Source organism: Pseudomonas putida, assembly GCF_025905425.1.
Classification (GTDB): Bacteria; Pseudomonadota; Gammaproteobacteria; order Pseudomonadales; family Pseudomonadaceae; genus Aquipseudomonas; species Aquipseudomonas putida_AF.
In genome coordinates this window covers 152432-170469 of the sequence record NZ_CP109603.1, presented here as the reverse complement: position 1 = coordinate 170469, position 18038 = coordinate 152432, and the positions used below count along the sequence as shown (strand labels likewise).

Annotated in this window: 20 protein-coding genes and 1 other RNA gene; 8 read left to right on the top strand and 13 right to left on the bottom strand. The window is 60.5% G+C overall.

Annotation, left to right across the window (positions count from 1 at the left end; genetic code table 11):
* Window positions 1-244: 244 nt before the first annotated feature.
* Both rnpB and rsmI read right to left on the bottom strand, forming a co-directional pair.
* Window positions 245-618, bottom strand: an RNA gene (gene rnpB / locus OGV19_RS00810) — RNase P RNA component class A.
* A 67-nt stretch (window positions 619-685) separates the two neighbouring features.
* Complete coding sequence (rsmI, locus tag OGV19_RS00805) at window positions 686-1561, bottom strand: 16S rRNA (cytidine(1402)-2'-O)-methyltransferase (RefSeq protein WP_264311689.1); 876 nt, start codon at window positions 1559-1561, stop codon at window positions 686-688.
* Between the two features lie 187 nt (window positions 1562-1748).
* On the opposite strand from rsmI, the gene OGV19_RS00800 reads away from it, so the two are divergent.
* The 5 genes from OGV19_RS00800 (at window position 1749) to OGV19_RS00780 (ending at window position 5513) form a co-directional block, all read left to right on the top strand.
* Window positions 1749-3566 carry a penicillin-binding protein activator gene (locus OGV19_RS00800; protein ID WP_264311688.1) on the top strand — a complete coding sequence of 606 codons (1818 nt, stop codon included), beginning with the start codon at window positions 1749-1751 and terminating at the stop codon, window positions 3564-3566.
* A complete protein-coding gene (locus OGV19_RS00795; RefSeq protein ID WP_264311687.1) occupies window positions 3566-3937 on the top strand; it encodes a YraN family protein in 372 nt (123 codons plus the stop codon). Before OGV19_RS00800 ends, OGV19_RS00795 begins: the two co-directional genes overlap by 1 nt.
* A gap of 86 nt (window positions 3938-4023) precedes the next feature.
* On the top strand, window positions 4024-4617 hold the full coding sequence (locus tag OGV19_RS00790) for a phosphoheptose isomerase (RefSeq protein ID WP_012274070.1): 594 nt from the start codon (window positions 4024-4026) through the stop codon (window positions 4615-4617).
* Window positions 4614-5192 carry a BON domain-containing protein gene (locus OGV19_RS00785; RefSeq protein ID WP_264311686.1) on the top strand — a complete coding sequence of 193 codons (579 nt, stop codon included), beginning with the start codon at window positions 4614-4616 and terminating at the stop codon, window positions 5190-5192. The genes OGV19_RS00790 and OGV19_RS00785 overlap by 4 nt, the downstream gene beginning before the upstream one ends.
* Window positions 5193-5294: 102 nt before the next feature.
* Complete coding sequence (locus OGV19_RS00780; protein WP_264311685.1) at window positions 5295-5513, top strand: YgdI/YgdR family lipoprotein; 219 nt, start codon at window positions 5295-5297, stop codon at window positions 5511-5513.
* Window positions 5514-5575: 62 nt separating this feature from the next.
* Here the strand turns inward: OGV19_RS00780 and OGV19_RS00775 are convergent.
* The 8 genes from OGV19_RS00775 to rplM all read right to left on the bottom strand — a co-directional run bounded on the left by OGV19_RS00775 (window position 5576) and on the right by rplM (window position 11756).
* Window positions 5576-6795 (bottom strand): IS3 family transposase gene (locus tag OGV19_RS00775; protein WP_264311684.1). Its coding sequence is split into 2 segments (ribosomal slippage): window positions 5576-6447 and window positions 6447-6795, totalling 1221 coding nucleotides; the frame shifts between segments, so codons are not numbered across the junction.
* 95 nt (window positions 6796-6890) lie between these two features.
* Window positions 6891-7322 (bottom strand): ClpXP protease specificity-enhancing factor, encoded by a 432-nt coding sequence (locus OGV19_RS00770; RefSeq protein WP_264311683.1) that lies wholly within the window; start codon window positions 7320-7322, stop codon window positions 6891-6893.
* A 10-nt stretch (window positions 7323-7332) separates the two neighbouring features.
* On the bottom strand, window positions 7333-7956 hold the full coding sequence (locus OGV19_RS00765; RefSeq protein ID WP_264311682.1) for a glutathione S-transferase N-terminal domain-containing protein: 624 nt from the start codon (window positions 7954-7956) through the stop codon (window positions 7333-7335).
* Window positions 7957-8074: 118 nt separating this feature from the next.
* On the bottom strand, window positions 8075-8854 hold the full coding sequence (locus OGV19_RS00760; RefSeq protein WP_264311681.1) for a cytochrome c1: 780 nt from the start codon (window positions 8852-8854) through the stop codon (window positions 8075-8077).
* Window positions 8854-10065: a cytochrome b gene (locus OGV19_RS00755; protein WP_024717460.1), complete on the bottom strand. Its 1212-nt coding sequence runs from the start codon at window positions 10063-10065 to the stop codon at window positions 8854-8856. Before OGV19_RS00755 ends, OGV19_RS00760 begins: the two co-directional genes overlap by 1 nt.
* Window positions 10065-10658, bottom strand: a complete 594-nt coding sequence (gene petA, locus OGV19_RS00750; protein WP_264311680.1) for a ubiquinol-cytochrome c reductase iron-sulfur subunit — start codon at window positions 10656-10658, stop codon at window positions 10065-10067. Before petA ends, OGV19_RS00755 begins: the two co-directional genes overlap by 1 nt.
* Window positions 10659-10920: 262 nt before the next feature.
* Window positions 10921-11313 carry a 30S ribosomal protein S9 gene (rpsI, locus tag OGV19_RS00745; protein WP_264311679.1) on the bottom strand — a complete coding sequence of 131 codons (393 nt, stop codon included), beginning with the start codon at window positions 11311-11313 and terminating at the stop codon, window positions 10921-10923.
* A gap of 14 nt (window positions 11314-11327) precedes the next feature.
* A complete protein-coding gene (gene rplM, locus OGV19_RS00740) occupies window positions 11328-11756 on the bottom strand; it encodes a 50S ribosomal protein L13 (RefSeq protein ID WP_008097538.1) in 429 nt (142 codons plus the stop codon).
* A gap of 257 nt (window positions 11757-12013) precedes the next feature.
* On the opposite strand from rplM, the gene OGV19_RS00735 reads away from it, so the two are divergent.
* Entirely contained in the window at window positions 12014-13054 is a 1041-nt protein-coding gene (locus tag OGV19_RS00735) for an NADP(H)-dependent aldo-keto reductase (RefSeq protein ID WP_264311678.1), read from the top strand.
* 213 nt (window positions 13055-13267) lie between these two features.
* Window positions 13268-14188 carry a GlxA family transcriptional regulator gene (locus OGV19_RS00730; protein WP_264313868.1) on the top strand — a complete coding sequence of 307 codons (921 nt, stop codon included), beginning with the start codon at window positions 13268-13270 and terminating at the stop codon, window positions 14186-14188.
* A gap of 32 nt (window positions 14189-14220) precedes the next feature.
* Here OGV19_RS00730 and zapE read toward each other — a convergent pair whose 3' ends face one another.
* The 3 genes from zapE to OGV19_RS00715 form a co-directional block, all read right to left on the bottom strand.
* Window positions 14221-15315 carry a cell division protein ZapE gene (gene zapE, locus OGV19_RS00725; RefSeq protein WP_264311677.1) on the bottom strand — a complete coding sequence of 365 codons (1095 nt, stop codon included), beginning with the start codon at window positions 15313-15315 and terminating at the stop codon, window positions 14221-14223.
* An 85-nt stretch (window positions 15316-15400) separates the two neighbouring features.
* Window positions 15401-16750 (bottom strand): tryptophan--tRNA ligase, encoded by a 1350-nt coding sequence (locus tag OGV19_RS00720; RefSeq protein WP_264311676.1) that lies wholly within the window; start codon window positions 16748-16750, stop codon window positions 15401-15403.
* Between the two features lie 25 nt (window positions 16751-16775).
* The gene (locus OGV19_RS00715; RefSeq protein ID WP_264311675.1) at window positions 16776-17411 is read right to left on the bottom strand and encodes an alpha/beta hydrolase; all 636 of its coding nucleotides are present in this window, start codon (window positions 17409-17411) and stop codon (window positions 16776-16778) included.
* Window positions 17412-17546: 135 nt separating this feature from the next.
* Here OGV19_RS00715 and OGV19_RS00710 point away from each other — a divergent pair, with 135 nt between their 5' ends.
* Entirely contained in the window at window positions 17547-17984 is a 438-nt protein-coding gene (locus OGV19_RS00710) for a Z-ring associated ZapG family protein (RefSeq protein WP_264311674.1), read from the top strand.
* Window positions 17985-18038: the final 54 nt, after the last annotated feature.

The following is an 18038-nucleotide window of genomic DNA, read 5'->3' as shown; positions in this document are numbered from 1 at the left end:
CACTTGCGCACACTATAGGAATCCGCCCGCCGCACCGTCAAGGCACGTTCATAAGGAAAAGCCTTACAGGACCGAGATTTAGCGCGATAAAGGAATGCGGAAGGATTTCAGAGCGAAAAAAAACACGAGAAAAATCAAACCCACGCAAGCGAATGGAGTTCGAAGTTAAAGTGATTTATTAAGAGTAAGATTTTTTCGGTATTACCAGAGTACGCCTGCTATCGATTCAAGCAGGGAGGGAGAGGTGGAGAGTCGATCTGTAAGCCGGGTTTTGTCGAGGACAGTCATTCCTCTACGACGGCCATCACTGGACGCCTCTAGCAACCTACCCGGTTCCGACGCGGGCCACGCCTAATGGAACCCTATTTGGTCTTGCTCCGAGTGGGGTTTACCTAGCCACGAACTGTTGCCAGTCGTGCGGTGCGCTCTTACCGCACCTTTTCACCCTTACCGGCACCGAAGTGCTTAGGCGGTTATTTTCTGTGGCACTTTCCGTAGGCTCGCGCCTCCCAGGCGTTACCTGGCACTCTGCCCTATGGAGCCCGGACTTTCCTCCCCCTGCTGTTTCGCAACAAAAGCTGCGGAACAAAAACAGGCAGCGACTGTCCGATCGACTCTCCGCCGCCAAGATTAACGGCACACGCGCTCAAGAACAAGTGATAGCGCAAACTATATCAATTTGCCACTACTCTGCTTTCTGTTTTTCCAGGGCAAGTTGATACAACAGGTTCTTGCGTACACCGGTAATTTCCGCCGCAAGTGCCGCCGCACGCTTGAGCGGCAACTCGGCCAACAGCAAGTCCAGTACCCGCTGTGTCTCGGCACTGATCGCCTGCTCGCCCTCAGGCGCGCTCCAGCCACCGACCAGTACCACGCATTCACCGCGCTGCTGATTGCTGTCGGCCGCGACAAACGCCCGCAATTCGGCCAAGGGCAGGCCCTTGAGGGTCTCGAAAGTCTTGGTCAGCTCGCGCGCCAGCAGCGCCGGGCGCTCTGCACCGAACACGGCCTCCATGTCCTCCAGGCACTCGAGGATACGGTGAGGGGCCTCATAGAAAATCAAGGTCCGCGGTTCTTCCTTTACCTGCTCCAGCCGCGCCCGGCGCCCCGCCGTCTTGGCTGGCAGGAAGCCTTCGAAGATGAAACGGTCGGAGGGCAGGCCCGCCGCCGAGAGCGCGGCGATCAGCGCGCACGCACCCGGCACCGGCACAACATTCACACCCGCCGCACGCGCCTGGCGCACCAGGTGGTAGCCGGGGTCGGAAATCAACGGTGTGCCAGCGTCAGAAACCAGCGCCACGTTGTCGCCGGCCAGCAACTTGGTCAGGAAACGCCCGCCCTCGTCACGCTCATTGTGCTCGTGACAGGCCGCCAGCGGCGTGTCGATACCGAAATGCTGCAACAGACGGATCGAGTGGCGCGTGTCCTCGGCCGCGATCAGGGCGACATCCGCCAGCACCTTCAGCGCCCTGGCGCTCATGTCGTCGAGGTTGCCGATGGGCGTTGCGACCACATACAGCGTACCCACGGTGGATTTCGAAGCCCCTGCCACATCAGTCACTGCGCACACCTGTCTTTCGGATCAAAGGCGCCATTGTAGCCCGACCGCCCGCAACAGGGCGCAAAGAACTTCGCAAGCGTTCACCCAGCAGCCGCCTATAGTGAAGGATCAGCATCAGCAAGATCGCGCCCCGGCCAGTGCTTGGGTACAATTGCCGGCCAACTTGATCGAGTAACAGGACCTTTACATGATCGCTTGCCTGCGGCTGCTCTCAGCCCTCTGCCTCGCTACCCTGCTGGCAGCCTGCGCCAGCTCGCCCTCATCCAGCCTGGGCGAGCTGCCACGCACCCCGGACGCCAGCATCGAGCAACTGCTCGAAAAGGCCGCCTCCAGCAAGTCCGCGGAAGACGCCGCCCTTTTGCGCCTGAGCGCCGCGGACCTGGCGTACAAGCAGAAGGACTACCCGCGCGCCGCACGCATTCTCGAGCAGGTCCCTCTAGACACGCTCAAGCCCGCCCAGCAAGTGTTCGCCAGCACCCTTGGCGCCGAGCTGGCCATGAGCCGCAATCAGCCCAAGGCCGCCCTGACCGCCCTGTCGCACCCCAGCCTGCAGCGCATTGCCGAGCTGCCAGCAGAACAACAGGTGCGCACCTATAGCGTGCACGCCGTTGCCCTCGAAGCCGACGGCCAGGCCCTGGCCGCTGCGCAGCAGCGTGTCCTGCTCGCCCCGCTGCTCAGCGGCCAGGCCGCAAGCGCCAACAACGACTCGATCTGGGCGCTGGTCGCCGCGCTGCCAGCAGAACAACTGCAACAGCCGGCAAGTGACCCCGTCCTGGCCGGCTGGGCCAGCCTGGCCCTGGCCGTGAAAACCGCCGGCACCCTTGAGCAACAGCAAGCTGCCATCGATGCCTGGCGTAAACAGCACCCTGATCACCCAGCCGCCCAGCAACTGCCGGTAGCGCTGGTCAAGCTCAAGGAGCTGGCCAGCCAGCCATTGACCAAGATTGCCCTGCTGCTTCCCCAAGAAGGCCCTTTGGCGGGTGTCGCTCGCGCGCTGCGCGATGGCTTCATGGCCGCTCACTTCCAGGCTCAGCAGTCTGGCCAGCCGGCGCCGGCCGTGCAGGTATTCGACAGCTCGCGCATCACCTCGCTTGACGAGTTCTATCGCCAAGCCCAGGCGGCTGGCGTGCAACTGGTGGTCGGCCCACTGGAAAAACCACTCGTGAAGAAGCTCGCCGCCAATGCGCAGCTGCCGATCACCACGCTCGCGCTGAACTACGCGGACGTCGGCCAGATAGCCCCGCCGCAGCTCTTCCAGTTCGGCCTCGCCGCCGAGGACGAAGCCCGCGAAGTCTCACGTCGCGCCCGCGCCGACGGCATGGTGCGCGCCGTTGCACTGGTACCGAGCGGTGAATGGGGTGACCGTGTGCTCGCCGCCTTCCGCAAAGATTGGGAAAGCAACGGCGGCACCCTGCTGGCCGCCGAGCGCATCGCCCAACCCGTCGCCCTGGCCCAGCAGATTGCCGAGCTGTTCCAACTGCGCCAAAGCGAAGGCCGCGCCAAAAGCCTGCAAAGCACGGTGGGTGGCAACATCGCCGCACAGCCGTCGCGCCGCCAGGACATCGATTTCATCTTCCTCGCCTCGACGCCGCAACAGGCCCAGCAGATCAAGCCGACCCTGAACTTCCAGTACGCTGGCGACGTGCCGGTCTACGCCACCTCGAACCTGTACAGCGCCAGCGGTGACGTCAACCAGTACAACGACATGAACGGCATCCGCTTCTGTGAAACGCCGTGGCTGCTCGACTCCAGCAACAGCCTGCGCCAGCAAGTGGTCCAGCAATGGCCGCAAGCTGCCGGCAGCCTGGGCCGTCTGTACGCCATGGGCGTCGATGCCTACAGCCTGGCACCGCGCCTGGGCCAGCTGAAAGCCCTGCCTGACAACCGCGTACTGGGCCTTTCCGGCAGCCTGAGCATGAACGCCAACCAGCGTATCGAACGCCAGCTGCCATGGGCCGAGTTCTCTGGCGGCCAGGTCAAGCGCCTGCCAGACACCGCCCGTTGATGCCAGACGCATCGCCCACCCACGCCGGGCAGACAGCCGAAAACCAAGCCCTTGAGTACCTTCAAGGGCAAGGCCTGCAGCTGCTGACGCGCAACTGGCGATGCAAAGGCGGTGAGCTTGATCTGGTCATGCTCGACGCCGATACAGTAGTATTCGTCGAAGTCCGCTACCGGTTGCACGCGAGCTTCGGTGGCGCCCTCGGCAGTATCGACGGGCGCAAGCAGAAACGGCTGGTGCTGGCTGCCAGCCTTTTCCTGCAGAAGGAACCGCGCTGGGCCGCACACCCCTGCCGCTTCGACGTTGTCGCCCTGCAGGGCAGCCACCATGCAGGAAGACCGCTTCAATGGCTGAAAAACGCCTTCGAATGCTGAACCCACTTCATATTTTTTGCTCTATGTTTCGCGGGCTGGTCGTTGATGCGCGCAGCAAAGGCCACCGCCCCACTTAAGGTCACCAGATGGACATGCAATCCCGAATTCGCCGGCTGTTCCAGGCCAGCATCGATACCAAGCAACAGGCAATGGACATCCTGGCACCGCACATCGAGCAGGCCAGCCTGGTCATGGTCAATGCGCTTCTCAACGAGGGCAAGATGCTCGCTTGCGGCAATGGCGGCTCGGCCGGCGATGCCCAGCACTTCTCCTCGGAGCTGCTCAACCGCTTCGAGCGCGAGCGCCCGAGCCTGCCGGCCATCGCATTGACGACCGACAGCTCGACGCTGACCTCGATCGCCAATGACTACAGCTACAACGAAGTCTTTTCCAAGCAGATCCGCGCCCTGGGCCAGCCCGGCGATGTACTGCTGGCGATTTCCACCAGCGGCAACTCGGCCAACGTGATTCAAGCGATCCAGGCCGCACATGATCGCGAAATGATTGTCGTAGCATTGACCGGACGTGACGGCGGCGGCATGGCTTCGCTGCTGCTGCCCGAGGACGTGGAGATCCGCGTGCCCTCGACGGTCACTGCACGTATCCAGGAAGTCCACCTGCTGGCGATCCACTGCCTGTGCGATCTGATCGACAGCCAACTGTTCGGGAGTGAAGAATGACCCCTATGCGCCTCGGCCTGATGGCCCTGACCCTGTGCCTGAGCGTCACCGGCTGCAGCTCGGTGCTGACCTCGACCCGCAACTCGCCGATCGAGGATGATCGCGGCACGCGCACCATCGGCAGCAAGATCGATGACTCGCTGATCGAAACCAAGGCCGCAGTGAATATTTCCAAAGCCAGCCCAGACCTCGACAAAGGCTCGCACATCGTTGTCAGCAGCTACAACGGTATCGTCCTGCTCGCAGGCCAAACGCCACGCGCCGACCTCAAGAGCCTCGCCGAGCAAACGGCCGGCCAGGTGCAACGCGTGAAGAAGGTGCATAACGAACTGCAGGTGATGCAGCCCTCTTCCATCCTCGCGCGCAACAACGACGCCTGGCTGACCACCAAAATCAAGACCCAGATGCTGACCGACAACTCAGTGCCAAGCTCGCGCATCAAGGTGATTACCGAAAACGGTATCGTCTACCTGCTCGGCCTGGTGACCCAGCAGGAGGCCAATGCGGCCACTGGCGTGGTCCAGAGCGTGTCGGGCGTGCAGAAGATCGTCAAGCTGTTCGAATACATCGACTGATTGACTGACTGCCTGATCCGGCCCCTTCGCGGGCAACACCGCGAAGGGGCCGCACCGGCAACCAAGATGCACCAATCCTTCCAGATATCCAGGAAACACTGCATGAAAAAGCTTTTGCTGCCTGCCCTGCTGATCGGCACCTTCGCCACCCTGGCCGGCTGCTCCACCCCAAGCCTGATCACCCTGAACGACGGCCGCGAAATCCAAGCCGTCGACGCACCGAAGTTCGAAAAGGACTCCGGTTTCTATGAGTTCCAACAGCTCGACGGCAAACGCACCCGCATCAACAAAGACCAGGTGCGCACCATCAGCGACCTGTAATCACAGGCGCGCGTGTCTAGTCCTGAAATAGGTTTACACCTGTTCAGGTAGGCCGACAGGCCTCAAAACGCCCGATGCACTGCATCGGGCGTTTTATTTTTCAGGGCCATATGGGGCCGTTCTGTGTTGTAGATCTGCACTGCCTCGTCAACCATCTGCCTCGCCTGCTCAAGATCTTCAGGGCTGCTCAACAGCAGCTCCATCTTGAGGATTCCGTTGATTCGCTCGGCCAGCGCGTTCTGGTAGCAGTCATACCCATCAGTCATGGAGCACTGAACATCGTGCCGTTGGTGCAGTGACTGGTACAGCGCCGAGCAATATTGGATGCCTCGATCCGAATGGTGGACTAATGGCTGGCGACGACGTCGCTTTCGTAATGCCTGCTTGAAGGCTTGCGCCACTGACTCGGCATGCAGGCTTTCATGGACGTGGTGGCCAACAATTTTCCTGGAGTACGCATCCGTTACCAGGCTCAGGTATAGCGGGCCGTTACGTGCGGGCAGGTAAGTAATATCGGCAACCCAGACGTGCTCCGGTCTTGTCGGAACGACTTGGCTTGGGCCCGGCTTGAGTAAGTTGGGATGGCGGTAGAAGCGATGAAAGCTTTGTGTTGTCTTGTGGTAGGCCCGCTTAGGCAGCACTAGCAGACGGCGCTCTCCCAAGACCTGGAACAGCCTATCTCGGCCGACTTGGAATCGTTTGTCCGGTTGGCAATGCAGCAGATAGTGCAGCTTGCGTGTACCCAGACGAGGCTGGCGCATCCGGACTTGCTGAACAAACTCAACCACCCGATCTGCCTGGCGCTCTTTGCCATCAGCAGCTCGGTTGCGCTTGTAGTAAGCCTGTCGACTGATGCCTAGAAACTGACAAGCCCTGGCAATGCTCAGTCCTGCGACTTGACCTTGCGAGAGGACTTGCCGGATCGCTTTTTTACGACCGAGACACCATAGTCATTTTTCAGAACATCAACGACCGTTTCAAAAAACTGGGCCTTCTGGCTCATCAGCTCAAGCTGTAGCTCAAGCTCTTTGATCCGCTGCTCTGGAGTAAGCGTTTTGGGGTCAGACATCGCGCAGCTCCTCTCGTCGCGGATCGAGGCCCCCTGGCTCCAATCCTGCCGACCGTGCTTACGCAACCATACCAGAACCGTCGACCGACCCTGGATGCCATACCGCACCTGGGCCTGCTTGTAGGTCAGTTCGCCTTTTTCAATCTGATCAACCACCGCCAATTTAAAAGACAGTGAGTAATCCCGCTGTGTGCGCTTTACACCTTGCTCCATCTGACTCTCCGGAAATTCGGGATGGGAGGTGTAAACCTTATTCAGGACGGGACAGCGGTAAATAAAAAGGCGATCCGGTTGGATCGCCTTTTTTGTTACTTGACCACCTTGAGACTTGGCCGACCCGTCGGACGCGGCGGCTGGCCACCCCCTTCTGGCGGGCCATCATCATCCGGCTCGACATCGTCGTCTTCTAGGTCCTCGCCTTCCAACAGCGACGGCTCCAGCTCGAAGACCATGCCCTGGCCGTTTTCGCGGGCGTAGATACCGAGGATCGCACCAATCGGCACATACAACGTATGGGCGACGCCGCCGAAGCGGCCCTCGAAGCTCACCGCCTCGTTATCCATGTGCAGGCTGCGCACGGCGCTTGGCGAAATATTCAGGACAATCTGACCATCACTGGCAAACCCTTGAGGCACCTGGACTGCCGGGTACTCGGCATTGACCAGCATATGGGGCGTGCAATCGTTGTCGACGATCCACTCATACAGTGCTCGAACCAGATAGGGGCGACTGGAGTTCATCAACAGCTCCTTAAAGCTTGCGCATTTCACGTTCTACGGAGGACAGGCTCGCCAGGAAAGGCTCGCGGGCGAACTGTCGCTCCATGTAATCCAGCAGCGGCTTGGCTTGCCGCGGCAATTCGATACCCAGTACCGGCAAACGCCAGAGTATGGGCAATAGACAACAATCGACCAAGCTTTGCTCATCACTCATGAAGCAGGCGAACTCATCGAACAGTGGCGAGACGCCCGTCAGGCTCTCACGCAACGCCTTGCGCGCCTCGGCACGGGCAGCATCGCCGCTGCGCGCGTCGAGCACCGTATCGGCCAGGGCGCACCAGTCGCGCTGGATACGGTGCATGAGCAGGCGGCTGTTGCCACGCGCCACAGGGTACACCGGCATCAACGGCGGATGCGGATAACGCTCCTCGAGGTATTCCATCACCACGGTCGACTCATACAACGCCAGGTCGCGGTCGACCAGGGTCGGCACGCTCCCATAGGGATTCACCTCGACCAGCTTGGGCGGCAGACGACCAGGATCAACGTCGATGAGCTGCACGCTGATGCCCTTCTCGGCAAGAACGAGGCGTACCCGATGAGAATAGTGATCAGCGGGATCGGAATAGCAGGCTAACCTGTTGGTTGCGCCCATGTAGCGCCTCCTCGTACGGGATGCTCGTAACACTCAAAATGAAAACGCGCCCGGGGCGCCCTGGCATATCTGCCAGAGCCCCCCCGGGCGCGTTCAACTACCAGAAATTACTGCGTGATCAGTGCACGTCCTTCCAGTATTCACGCTTGAGCAAATAGGCGAATACGAAGAAGAAAGCCAGGTACAGCAACACATAGGTACCGATGCGCTGGCTCTCCAGTTTGACCGGGTTGGCCGAATAGGCCAGGAAGGTCACCAGGTTCTTGACCTTCTCGTCGAACTGCTCGGTCGTCAGGGTACCGGAATTCGGCGTAATGGTCAGCTGGTCACACGCTTCGTGGGTCAGCGGGCTGCCCGTCAGCGGGTCAAACTGCTTCTTGCCATCGACCACGCTTTGCACCTGCTTGCAGCCAACCACCTGGTTGCCCTGCAGGCCGACCAGCACGTTGGGCATGCCGACGTTGGGGAACACCTTGTTGTTCACCCCATAAGGACGCGACTTGTCCTCATAGAAGCTGCGCAGGTAGGTGTAAAGCCAGTCGGTGCCTCGCACCCGGGCGACCAGGGTCAGGTCGGGCGGCGCAGCGCCGAACCAAGTCTTGGCATCGTTTGGCTTCATGCCGATAGTCATATGGTCACCAATCTTGGCACCGGTGAATACCAGCTTCTCGAGCATCAACTCGTGAGGGATCCCCAGGTCATCGGCCACCCGCTCGTAGCGTTGGAACTTGGCACTGTGGCAACCCATGCAATAGTTGGCAAAGGTACGCGCGCCATCCTGCATGGCAGCCTTGTCGGTCAGGTCGATGTCGACCTTGTCCAGCTCCAGGCCATGTTCTGCGGCGAAGGAGAAGGCAGGCATCACTGCCAGCAAAAATACTGCAATCAACTTTTTCATCAGCCAGTCACCCTTTCCGGAACCGGTTTGGTCTTCTCAAGCCTTGTGTAGAACGGCATCAGCAGGAAGTAGGCGAAGTACAACACCGTGCACACCTGCGACAGCAAGGTGCGCCCTGGTGTCGGCGCCAGCACGCCCAGCACGCCGAGGATGACGAAGGCCACGCAGAACACCAGCAGGAAGAGCTTGCTGATCCAGCCCTTGTAGCGCATGGAGCGCACTGGGCTGCGGTCGAGCCAGGGCAGCACGAACAGCACGGCGATCGCAGCGCCCATGGCGATCACACCCATCAGCTTGTCAGGCACCGCACGCAAGATCGCGTAGAACGGCGTGAAGTACCACACAGGTGCAATGTGCTCAGGTGTCTTGAAGGCGTTCGCCTGCTCGAAGTTCGGTTTCTCCAGGAAGTAACCACCCATTTCTGGGAAGAAGAACACCACGGCACAGAACACGAAGAGGAACACCACCACGCCGACAATGTCTTTGACGGTGTAGTACGGGTGGAACGGGATGCCATCCAGCGGGATACCGTTTTCGTCCTTTTTCTTCTTGATGTCGACGCCGTCAGGGTTGTTCGAACCCACTTCGTGCAAGGCCAGGATGTGCAGCACCACCAGGCCGAGGATAACGATTGGCAGGGCGACCACATGCAGGGCGAAGAAGCGGTTCAGGGTGATGCCGGAAATCAGGTAATCACCACGAATCCACTGGGTGAGGTCGTCGCCGATCACCGGAATGGCGCCGAACAGCGAGATGATCACCTGGGCACCCCAATACGACATCTGCCCCCAAGGCAGCAGATAGCCCATGAAGGCCTCAGCCATCAGCGCCAGGTAGATCAGCATGCCGAACAGCCAGACCAGCTCACGTGGCTTCTGGTAGGAGCCGTAGAGCAGTCCGCGGAACATGTGCAGGTAGACCACGATGAAGAACGCCGACGCACCCGTGGAGTGCAGGTAGCGCAGGATCCAGCCGTATTCCACATCACGCATGATGTACTCGACCGAGGCGAAGGCCTCTTCTGCCGAGGGCGTGAAGCTCATGGTCAGCCAGACACCGGTGACGATCTGGTTGACCAGCACCAGCAACGCCAGGGAGCCGAAGAAATACAGGAAGTTGAAGTTCTTGGGCGCGTAATACTTGCTCAGGTGGTCTTCCCACATCTTGGTGGCGGGGAAGCGAGCATCAATCCAGTCCATGAACTTGCTCATCATGCGTTCTCCTGATCGACGCCGATGACAATGATGTCGTCCGACTCATACGAGTGCGGCGGCACTGGCAGGTTGAGAGGCGCCGGCTGCGACTTGTAGACACGGCCAGCCAGGTCGTAGTGGGAGCCGTGGCAAGGGCAGAAGTAACCCCCCACCCATTTCGGACCGAGATCGACGGGCGCGACCTCCGGGCGGAACGTCGGCGAGCAGCCCAAGTGGGTACACAGACCGACGAGAATGAGTATTTCCGGCTTGATCGAGCGCACCTGCGGGTCGACGTAGGTCGGCTGCACCGAAGCCTTCGACTCAGGGTCGGACAGGTCTGCAGTAATTTTCTTGAGGTTCCCGAGAATTTCTTCCGTTCGCCGTACGATGAACACCGGCTGGCCACGCCACTCGGCCACCATCTGTTGCCCAGCCTCCACCTTGGCGATATTGACCTTCACCGGTGCACCCGCGGCTTTCGCCTTGGCACTGGGAAACCATGACCCCACGAACGGTACCGCAGCCCCCACTGCCCCCGCCGCCCCGACCACAGAGGTCGCGGCTACGAGGAAGCGGCGCCGGCCTGCGTTGACGCCGTCATTGCTCATTCAGTCCTCTCCCATCAGCTTGCTTGGCCTGTTGGATCAGGCCTGTACTTAGGTAATGTCTGTGGCACTAAAAATTGGCCGCCATGGTAAGAAACAAATCCACACACTGACAAGGTGATTACCCAGTTGCGGGCTACAACCCTCGCTTTGCTTGATCTGCGTCTATGCGGTAAGCCGTCACGGACATGCTGACAGGTTAGTTCAAGACATAAAAAAAGCCCGGTTCCAAAGGAACCGGGCTTTTTCGACTGCCGAAGCGGTATTAACGCTTGGAGTACTGAGGACGCTTACGCGCTTTACGCAGACCCACTTTCTTACGCTCAACTTCACGAGCGTCGCGGGTGACGTAGCCAGCACGACGCAGAGCGCCACGCAGGGTTTCGTCGTATTCCATCAGAGCGCGGGTGATACCGTGACGGATCGCACCGGCTTGACCGCTGACACCACCACCAGCAACGGTGACGTAGATGTCGAACTTCTCGGTGGTCTCGGTCAGCTCAAGCGGCTGGCGAACAACCATGCGAGCGGTTTCACGACCGAAGAACACGTCCAAAGAACGGTTGTTGATGGAGATGTTACCAGTACCCGGACGCAGGAAAACGCGAGCGGTTGCGGTCTTGCGACGGCCAGTGCCGTAATTTTGAGTCGCCGACATAATGAACTATCCCGTTAGATCTTCAGTTCTTGAGGCTGCTGAGCAGTGTGTGGGTGAGCAGCACCCGCGTACACTTTCAGCTTACGGTACATGTCGCGACCCAGCGGGTTCTTCGGCAGCATGCCTTTGACCGCGGTTTCGATAACACGCTCAGGGGCCTTGGCGATCAACTTCTCGAAGTTGATTTCCTTGATACCGCCTGGGAAGCCGGAGTGGGAGTAGTACATCTTGTCGGAAGACTTGGCACCAGTTACACGGATTTGCTCGGCGTTGATGACGACGATGTAGTCGCCGGTGTCAACGTGAGGGGTGTATTCTGGTTTGTGTTTGCCACGCAGACGGCTAGCGATTTCGGTAGCCAGACGACCCAGGGTCTGGCCAGCGGCGTCGACTACGAACCACTCGCGCTTTACTGTTTCCGGTTTAGCAGTAAAAGTTTTCATTCTCTAAAGCCTCAGAGGCCGCCCAGCGAAAAATAGACGGCGAATCTTACTGGATAGTGCACAGCTTGCCAAGGGCAAGCGCGCAGCCGAACACAGACGCTTTTGGGGGCTCGGGTCGGGCACGCCAATGTTCGACGGGGTTCTTCCTGCGCGATGGTGCATCACTCCCACCACACGGAGAGGTGCCGAATTATCCAGATTGCGCGAAAAATTTCAACCTGCTTTTATGGGCTTCTTTGCCAAGGAGTGTTTTCCCGATGGAATACCGCCAGCTCGGCCGTACCGACCTCAATGTCAGCGCCCTGTGCCTGGGCACCATGACCTGGGGCGAGCAGAACGTTCAGGACGAGGCCTTCGAACAGATTGCGCTGGCCAAGGCCGCCGGGGTCAACTTCATCGACACCGCCGAAATGTACCCGGTGCCGCCCCGCCCCGAGACCTACGCCGCGACCGAGCGCATCATCGGCAACTGGTTTCGCCAGAATGGCGATCGCGACGACTGGATCCTGGCCAGCAAGGTCGCCGGGCCCGGCAACGGCATCAGCCACATCCGCGACGGCCAGCTCAAGCACAACCGCCAGCACATCGTCGCGGCGCTGGACGAGAGCCTCAAGCGCCTGCAGACCGACCGCATCGACCTGTACCAGCTGCACTGGCCGGAGCGCAGCACCAACTTCTTCGGCAAGCTGGGCTATCAGCACCTGCCACAGGACCACTTCACCCCACTGGAAGAAACCCTCGAAGTGCTCGACGAGCAGGTACGCGCCGGCAAGATCCGCCACATCGGCCTGTCCAACGAAACGCCGTGGGGCACCATGAAGTTCCTGCACCTGGCAGAAGCCCGTGGCTGGCCGCGCGCAGTGTCGATCCAGAACCCGTACAACCTGCTCAACCGCAGCTTCGAGGTGGGCCTGGCGGAGGTCGCGATCCGGGAGCAGTGCGGGCTGCTGGCCTACTCGCCGCTGGCCTTCGGCATGCTCTCGGGCAAGTACGAGAACGGCGCCCGACCGGAACAAGGCCGCCTGACCCTGTTCAGCCGCTTCGCCCGCTACTCCAACCCGCAGACCGTAGCCGCCTGCAGCCGCTATGTGCAGCTGGCCCAGGCACATGGGCTGGACCCGGCGCAGATGGCCCTGGCCTTCGTCACACGGCAGCCGTTCGTGACCAGCAACATCATTGGGGCGACCAGCGTCGAACAGCTGCAGAGCAACCTGGCGAGCCTGGACCTGAACCTGGGCGATGAGCTGTTGGCGGCGATCGAGGCGATTCATCAGGATCAGCCCAACCCGGCGCCTTGATCCGAGTGCAACGCGGCCCTTTTCGCGGGTTCACCCGTGAAAAGGGCGCTGAAATTCTGCGGGGTAGACACAATCGCCAAAAAATAAGACGATCCAGCCGGTGATTGACCACTCTACCCTATAAGAACAATGACAATGATGTTTACCCAACCCTCCGCGTCGCTGCGGCGCGTCAGCATCCTGGCCATTGACAAGGTATTCGCTTCGACCTTGATGCAAGCCAAGGATTTTTTCCACCTCGCCAGCCTGCGTTACAGCAAGCAACTGGGCCTGGGCCTGCAGCCCATGTTCGAAATCGGCCTGGTGAGCCCGGACGGCCAGCCCGTGGACAGCTTCAGCAATGTCCAACTGCCGGTCGACAGCGGCCTGAACGACGCCGATATCATCATCCTCCCTGCGTTCTGGGACGACTTCGACAACCTCATGCAGCGTTATCCACAGGTCTTGCCGTGGTTGCGCGAACAACATGCCCGCGGTGCAGTGCTGTGCGCTGAAGCCAGCGGCGTGTTCTGGCTGGCCGAGTCTGGCCTGCTCGACGGCAAGGAGGCGACGACCTACTGGCGTTTCTTCGCCAATTTTGCCGAGCGCTTTCCGAAAATCCGCCTGAACCAGGACAAGCACCTGACCGATGCCGACAATATCTATTGCGCGGGCGGTGCTACCTCGGCCTGCGACTTGTATATCTACCTGATCGAACGCTTCTGCGGGGCCAACGTAGCGCGCGCCGTGGCCCGCGACATCCTCTACGAAGTGCAGCGCAACTACACGCCGGGGCGCATGGGTTTTGGTGGGCAGAAACTGCACCAGGATTTGATCATCCTGCAGATCCAGCATTGGCTGGAAGAGCACTTCGCCGACAAGTTCCGCTTCGAGGACGTGGCCCGCAACCATGGCATGAGCATTCGCAATTTCATGCGACGCTTCCAGGGCGCGACGGGCGACAAGCCGCTGCATTACCTGCAACGGCTACGGATCGAGACGGCCAAGGGCTTGTTGTCGAGCACGCGCAAGAGCATCAAGACCATCAGCTACGAGGTCGGCTACGACGATGCCAGCTTCTTTGCCCGGTTGTTCCGTCAGCACACCGAGTTGTCGCCGAACCAATATCGGCAGCAGTTCATGCAAGAGGCTTGAGGCCAATGGGGCTGCTTTGCAGCCCCAAGAACTTATGGCTTGTGCGCGCGGGACAGGAACTCGTGCGACTGCATTTCCAGCAATCGGCTCAGGGTACGCTGGAACTCGAACACCAGCCGCCCGCCGGTGTACAGGTCTTTCAGCTCCACCTCAGCCGAAATGATCAGCTTGACGTTGCGGTCGTAGAACTCGTCCACCATGTTGATGAAGCGGCGGGCGATGTCGTCGGTGGTGACACTCATCTGCTCGACGTTGCTCAGCAGAACAGCATGGAAGATCTTGCCCAGCTCGATGTAGTCGTTCTGGCTGCGCGGCCCGTCACACAGGGCACGGAAATCGAACCAGGCGACGTCGTCACAGGTACGCAGGGCGTTGATCGGGCGGTTCTCGATCATCAGCACGTCGTTCTCGACGGCCTGGGTGCATTCAGGGGTCAGCGCCTTGAAGCTTGCGCGCATGCTCTGGTGTGCGGCGTCATCGAGCGGGAAGTGGAACAGTTCAGCCTGCTCCAGGTGACGCAAGCGATAGTCGACGCCACTGTCGACGTTCACCACGTCGGTGTACTGCTTGATCATGGCGATAGCCGGCAAGAAGCGCGCGCGCTGCAGGCCGTCCTTGTACAGGCCGTCCGGCACGATGTTGGAGGTCGCCACCAACGAAACGCCATTTTTGAACAGCTCTTCCATCAAGGTACCGAGGATCATGGCATCGGTGATGTCGGAGACGAAGAATTCGTCGAAGCAGATCACCCTGGCTTCGTCGCTGAAGCGCTTGGCGATGAGGGTCAGCGGGTTCTTCTCGCCCTTGAGGGTTTTCATCTCCTCGTGCACACGCTTCATGAAGCGGTGGAAGTGCGTACGCATCTTCTGCTTGAACGGCAGCGCCTCGTAGAAGGTGTCGACCAGGTAGGTCTTGCCACGGCCCACCCCGCCCCAGAAGTACAGGCCCTTGACCGGCGTCTGTTCCTTCTTGCCGAACAGCTTGCCGAACATGCCCGGCTTGTTGTTCTGCGCCTGAACCAGGTCGTCGTAAAGGCGCTGCAGGTGACGCACCGCAGTCTCCTGCGCCGCATCATGGAAGAAGTCGGGACGTTTCAGATCTGCTTGATATCGTTCTAGGGGCGTCATGATTTCGTTAGCGAGGCAACAAAAAACGGGCCGTCACTGTAGCGACAGGCCCGCTTAATGGCAATGAGACTTGCGTCAAACTGTCTCAGTCCTGCTGTGGCGTCAGTGCCTCATGCAGGCTTTGAACCGCCGCATCACGGGCTTCGGCGCTGTCGAACTGCGGCCCGTCGGCCACCTGTTCGCCATTCAGCCACAGGCTGAAACCCAGGCCTTCGACACGCACATCGGCTTCGCTGCCTTGCTGCAATTGCTTGCTCACGGCACCGGCGCTCTTGCCGTCGGCGAAGCTGCGCGAGAGCAGCAGTTGCTCGCCGTCGGCTGCCAGCAGGCGGAAGCGGAAGCTGCCGTCTTCGTCACGGAAGCTGACGAAGCGCGCGCTCTTGGACGCCTTTTTCTTCACTTCGGTGGTGGCCTGGACGCTGCTGCGGAACGAACGCAGGCCAACAGCCTCACGCAGTTGCTCAAGGAAGGGGGTAGCGATCTTGCGGGCCTTGGCAGCGCCGGCCAACAGGATGTCTTCCAGGTCCGCCGGGCGGGCGATCAGCTGGTGGTAGTACTCACGCTTCTCTGCAAGCTGCCCATCCAGCAACTGGAACAGGCGCTGTTTGGCCTCGCCCCAGCCCAGGCCCTGCAGCAGCTCTTCGCGGAACTCGGCGCATTGCGCCGGCGTCGAGAACGCCTGGAACAGGGTGAACAGGTGCGCGTTGTCCGGGTCCTTCGCTTCGCCCGGCGCGCGCGAGTCGGTCACGATGCGCGAGATGGCGTCTTTCATGTCCTTGGCGCTGGTGAACAGCGGGATGGTGTTGTCGTAGCTCTTGGACATCTTGCGACCGTCCAGGCCCGGCAGCGTCGCCACGCTTTCCTCGATCACCGCCTCGGGCAGGGCGAAGAAGTCCTTGCCCTGGCCGAACAGGTGGTTGAAGCGCTGGCCGATGTCACGCGCCATTTCCACGTGCTGGATCTGGTCACGACCAACCGGCACCTTGTGGGCGTTGAACATCAGGATGTCGGCGGCCATCAGGACCGGGTAGCTGTACAGGCCCATGGTCACGCCGGCATCCGGGTCTTCGCCGCCCTCAAGGTTCTTGTCCACCGAGGCCTTGTAGGCATGCGCACGGTTGAGCAGGCCCTTGGCCGCGACGCAGGTCAGCAGCCAGGTCAGCTCGGGGATCTCGGGGATATCGGACTGACGGTAGAACGTCACCTTGTCCGGATCGAGACCACCGGCCAACCAGGTGGCGGCGATTTCCAGGCGCGAGCGCTGGATGCGCAGCGGGTCGTCGCACTTGATCAGGGCGTGGTAGTCGGCCAGGAAGTAGAACGAATCGGCACCGGGTTGCTGGCTGGCGCGGATCGCCGGGCGGATGGCGCCGGCGTAGTTGCCCAGGTGCGGGGTGCCGGTGGTGGTGATACCGGTAAGGATGCGCGTGGTCATGGGTGTTCGCTTATTCAGGCTTGGCTCAATTCGAAAGGCGCGGCAGCAGCAGATCCTTCAGATCGGTCAGCTTGCCATGGAAGAAGTGTCCGCATTCTGCCACTTTCAGCAGCTCATGGGGGCGCGACAGGGCGTCAGACCATTCGTAGACCCGTTGCGGATCGACGACTTCGTCGCTGTCCGGCTGTACCACCGTGATCGGGCAACGCTGCGGCAGCGGGAATTCGTCTGTCAGGCGCATCACCGCCGGGGCAATCATGAACAGCTGCTGCAGTTCGACGCCTGCGCTTTCCAGGCGCCCTGCCAGGCTGGTCGCGACAAAACCGCCAAACGAGAAGCCCATCAGCACCACGGGCAGTTCGGGGTGTTTCGCGCGCAGCCAAGCTGCCGCAGCCTCGGCATCGGCCACCTCGCCAGCCCCCATATCATGGCTGCCAGCGCTTTGGCCGACGCCACGGTAGTTGAAACGCAGAGTTACATAACCGGCGTCACGCGCGGTGCGTTGCAGGGTCGAAACCACCTTGTTGAGCATGGTGCCGCCCTGGACCGGGTTGGGGTGGCAGATCAGCACCGCGCCACGGGCATCGGCCACGTCGAGGTACAAGGCTTCCAACTGGCCGCAAGGGCCATCGATGAGCAAGGGGGTTTCGCGGACAAGCAAGGCACTACTCCGTGACCTCGGGAAGGGTCGATTCGTCTAGGTGAGGAATTCTGTTCTGATTTGCGATCGCTCGCGGTATACAGCGCAGGTCTGAGCCGTTAACGTAAAGCAAAGCCGTTTATAGAGGAAGGACTCGTGGAACTCTCGCTCCTTGTTTGGTTGTTGCCGACCCTGGCCCTGGTCATCGGCGTGGTGGTTGGTTTCGTCGTGGCCCGCCTGCTGCCCAATGCCGCGCCGAGCAGCACTCAACGTCAGCTGGATGACATCCAGCAGCGTTTCGACAGCTACCAGAACGAAGTGGTCACCCACTTCAACAGCACCGCCGTACTGGTCAAGAAACTGACCCAGAGCTACCAGGATGTTCAGGATCACCTCGCCGATGGCGCCAACACCCTGGCCCTCGACGACGTCACCCGCCAACGCCTGCTGGCCGCCCTGCACTCCGAAGCGGCCCACGGCCCACGTGACCGCCTGACCCCACCGAAGGACACCGCCGAAGTGCCACGCGATTACGCGCCAAAAACGCCGAACTCGCCGGGTATGCTCGATGAGAGCTACGGGCTCAAGCGTTGATCCGCTGAACATGAAAAAGGCCTCTCAGGAGGCCTTTTTTGTGGGCTGGATTCA

Coding starts and splice junctions, on each gene's coding strand:
- OGV19_RS00790 (WP_012274070.1), top strand. CDS start 4,024: ATGGACATGCAATCCCGAATTCGCCGGCTGTTCCAGGCCAGCATCGAT.
- OGV19_RS00795 (WP_264311687.1), top strand. CDS start 3,566: ATGCCAGACGCATCGCCCACCCACGCCGGGCAGACAGCCGAAAACCAA.
- rplM (WP_008097538.1), bottom strand. CDS start 11,756: ATGAAAACTTTTACTGCTAAACCGGAAACAGTAAAGCGCGAGTGGTTC.
- OGV19_RS00755 (WP_024717460.1), bottom strand. CDS start 10,065: ATGAGCAAGTTCATGGACTGGATTGATGCTCGCTTCCCCGCCACCAAG.
- zapE (WP_264311677.1), bottom strand. CDS start 15,315: ATGACGCCCCTAGAACGATATCAAGCAGATCTGAAACGTCCCGACTTC.
- rpsI (WP_264311679.1), bottom strand. CDS start 11,313: ATGTCGGCGACTCAAAATTACGGCACTGGCCGTCGCAAGACCGCAACC.
- OGV19_RS00735 (WP_264311678.1), top strand. CDS start 12,014: ATGGAATACCGCCAGCTCGGCCGTACCGACCTCAATGTCAGCGCCCTG.
- OGV19_RS00770 (WP_264311683.1), bottom strand. CDS start 7,322: ATGAACTCCAGTCGCCCCTATCTGGTTCGAGCACTGTATGAGTGGATC.
- petA (WP_264311680.1), bottom strand. CDS start 10,658: ATGAGCAATGACGGCGTCAACGCAGGCCGGCGCCGCTTCCTCGTAGCC.
- OGV19_RS00800 (WP_264311688.1), top strand. CDS start 1,749: ATGATCGCTTGCCTGCGGCTGCTCTCAGCCCTCTGCCTCGCTACCCTG.
- OGV19_RS00730 (WP_264313868.1), top strand. CDS start 13,268: ATGCAAGCCAAGGATTTTTTCCACCTCGCCAGCCTGCGTTACAGCAAG.
- OGV19_RS00720 (WP_264311676.1), bottom strand. CDS start 16,750: ATGACCACGCGCATCCTTACCGGTATCACCACCACCGGCACCCCGCAC.
- OGV19_RS00780 (WP_264311685.1), top strand. CDS start 5,295: ATGAAAAAGCTTTTGCTGCCTGCCCTGCTGATCGGCACCTTCGCCACC.
- OGV19_RS00765 (WP_264311682.1), bottom strand. CDS start 7,956: ATGGGCGCAACCAACAGGTTAGCCTGCTATTCCGATCCCGCTGATCAC.
- OGV19_RS00785 (WP_264311686.1), top strand. CDS start 4,614: ATGACCCCTATGCGCCTCGGCCTGATGGCCCTGACCCTGTGCCTGAGC.
- OGV19_RS00760 (WP_264311681.1), bottom strand. CDS start 8,854: ATGAAAAAGTTGATTGCAGTATTTTTGCTGGCAGTGATGCCTGCCTTC.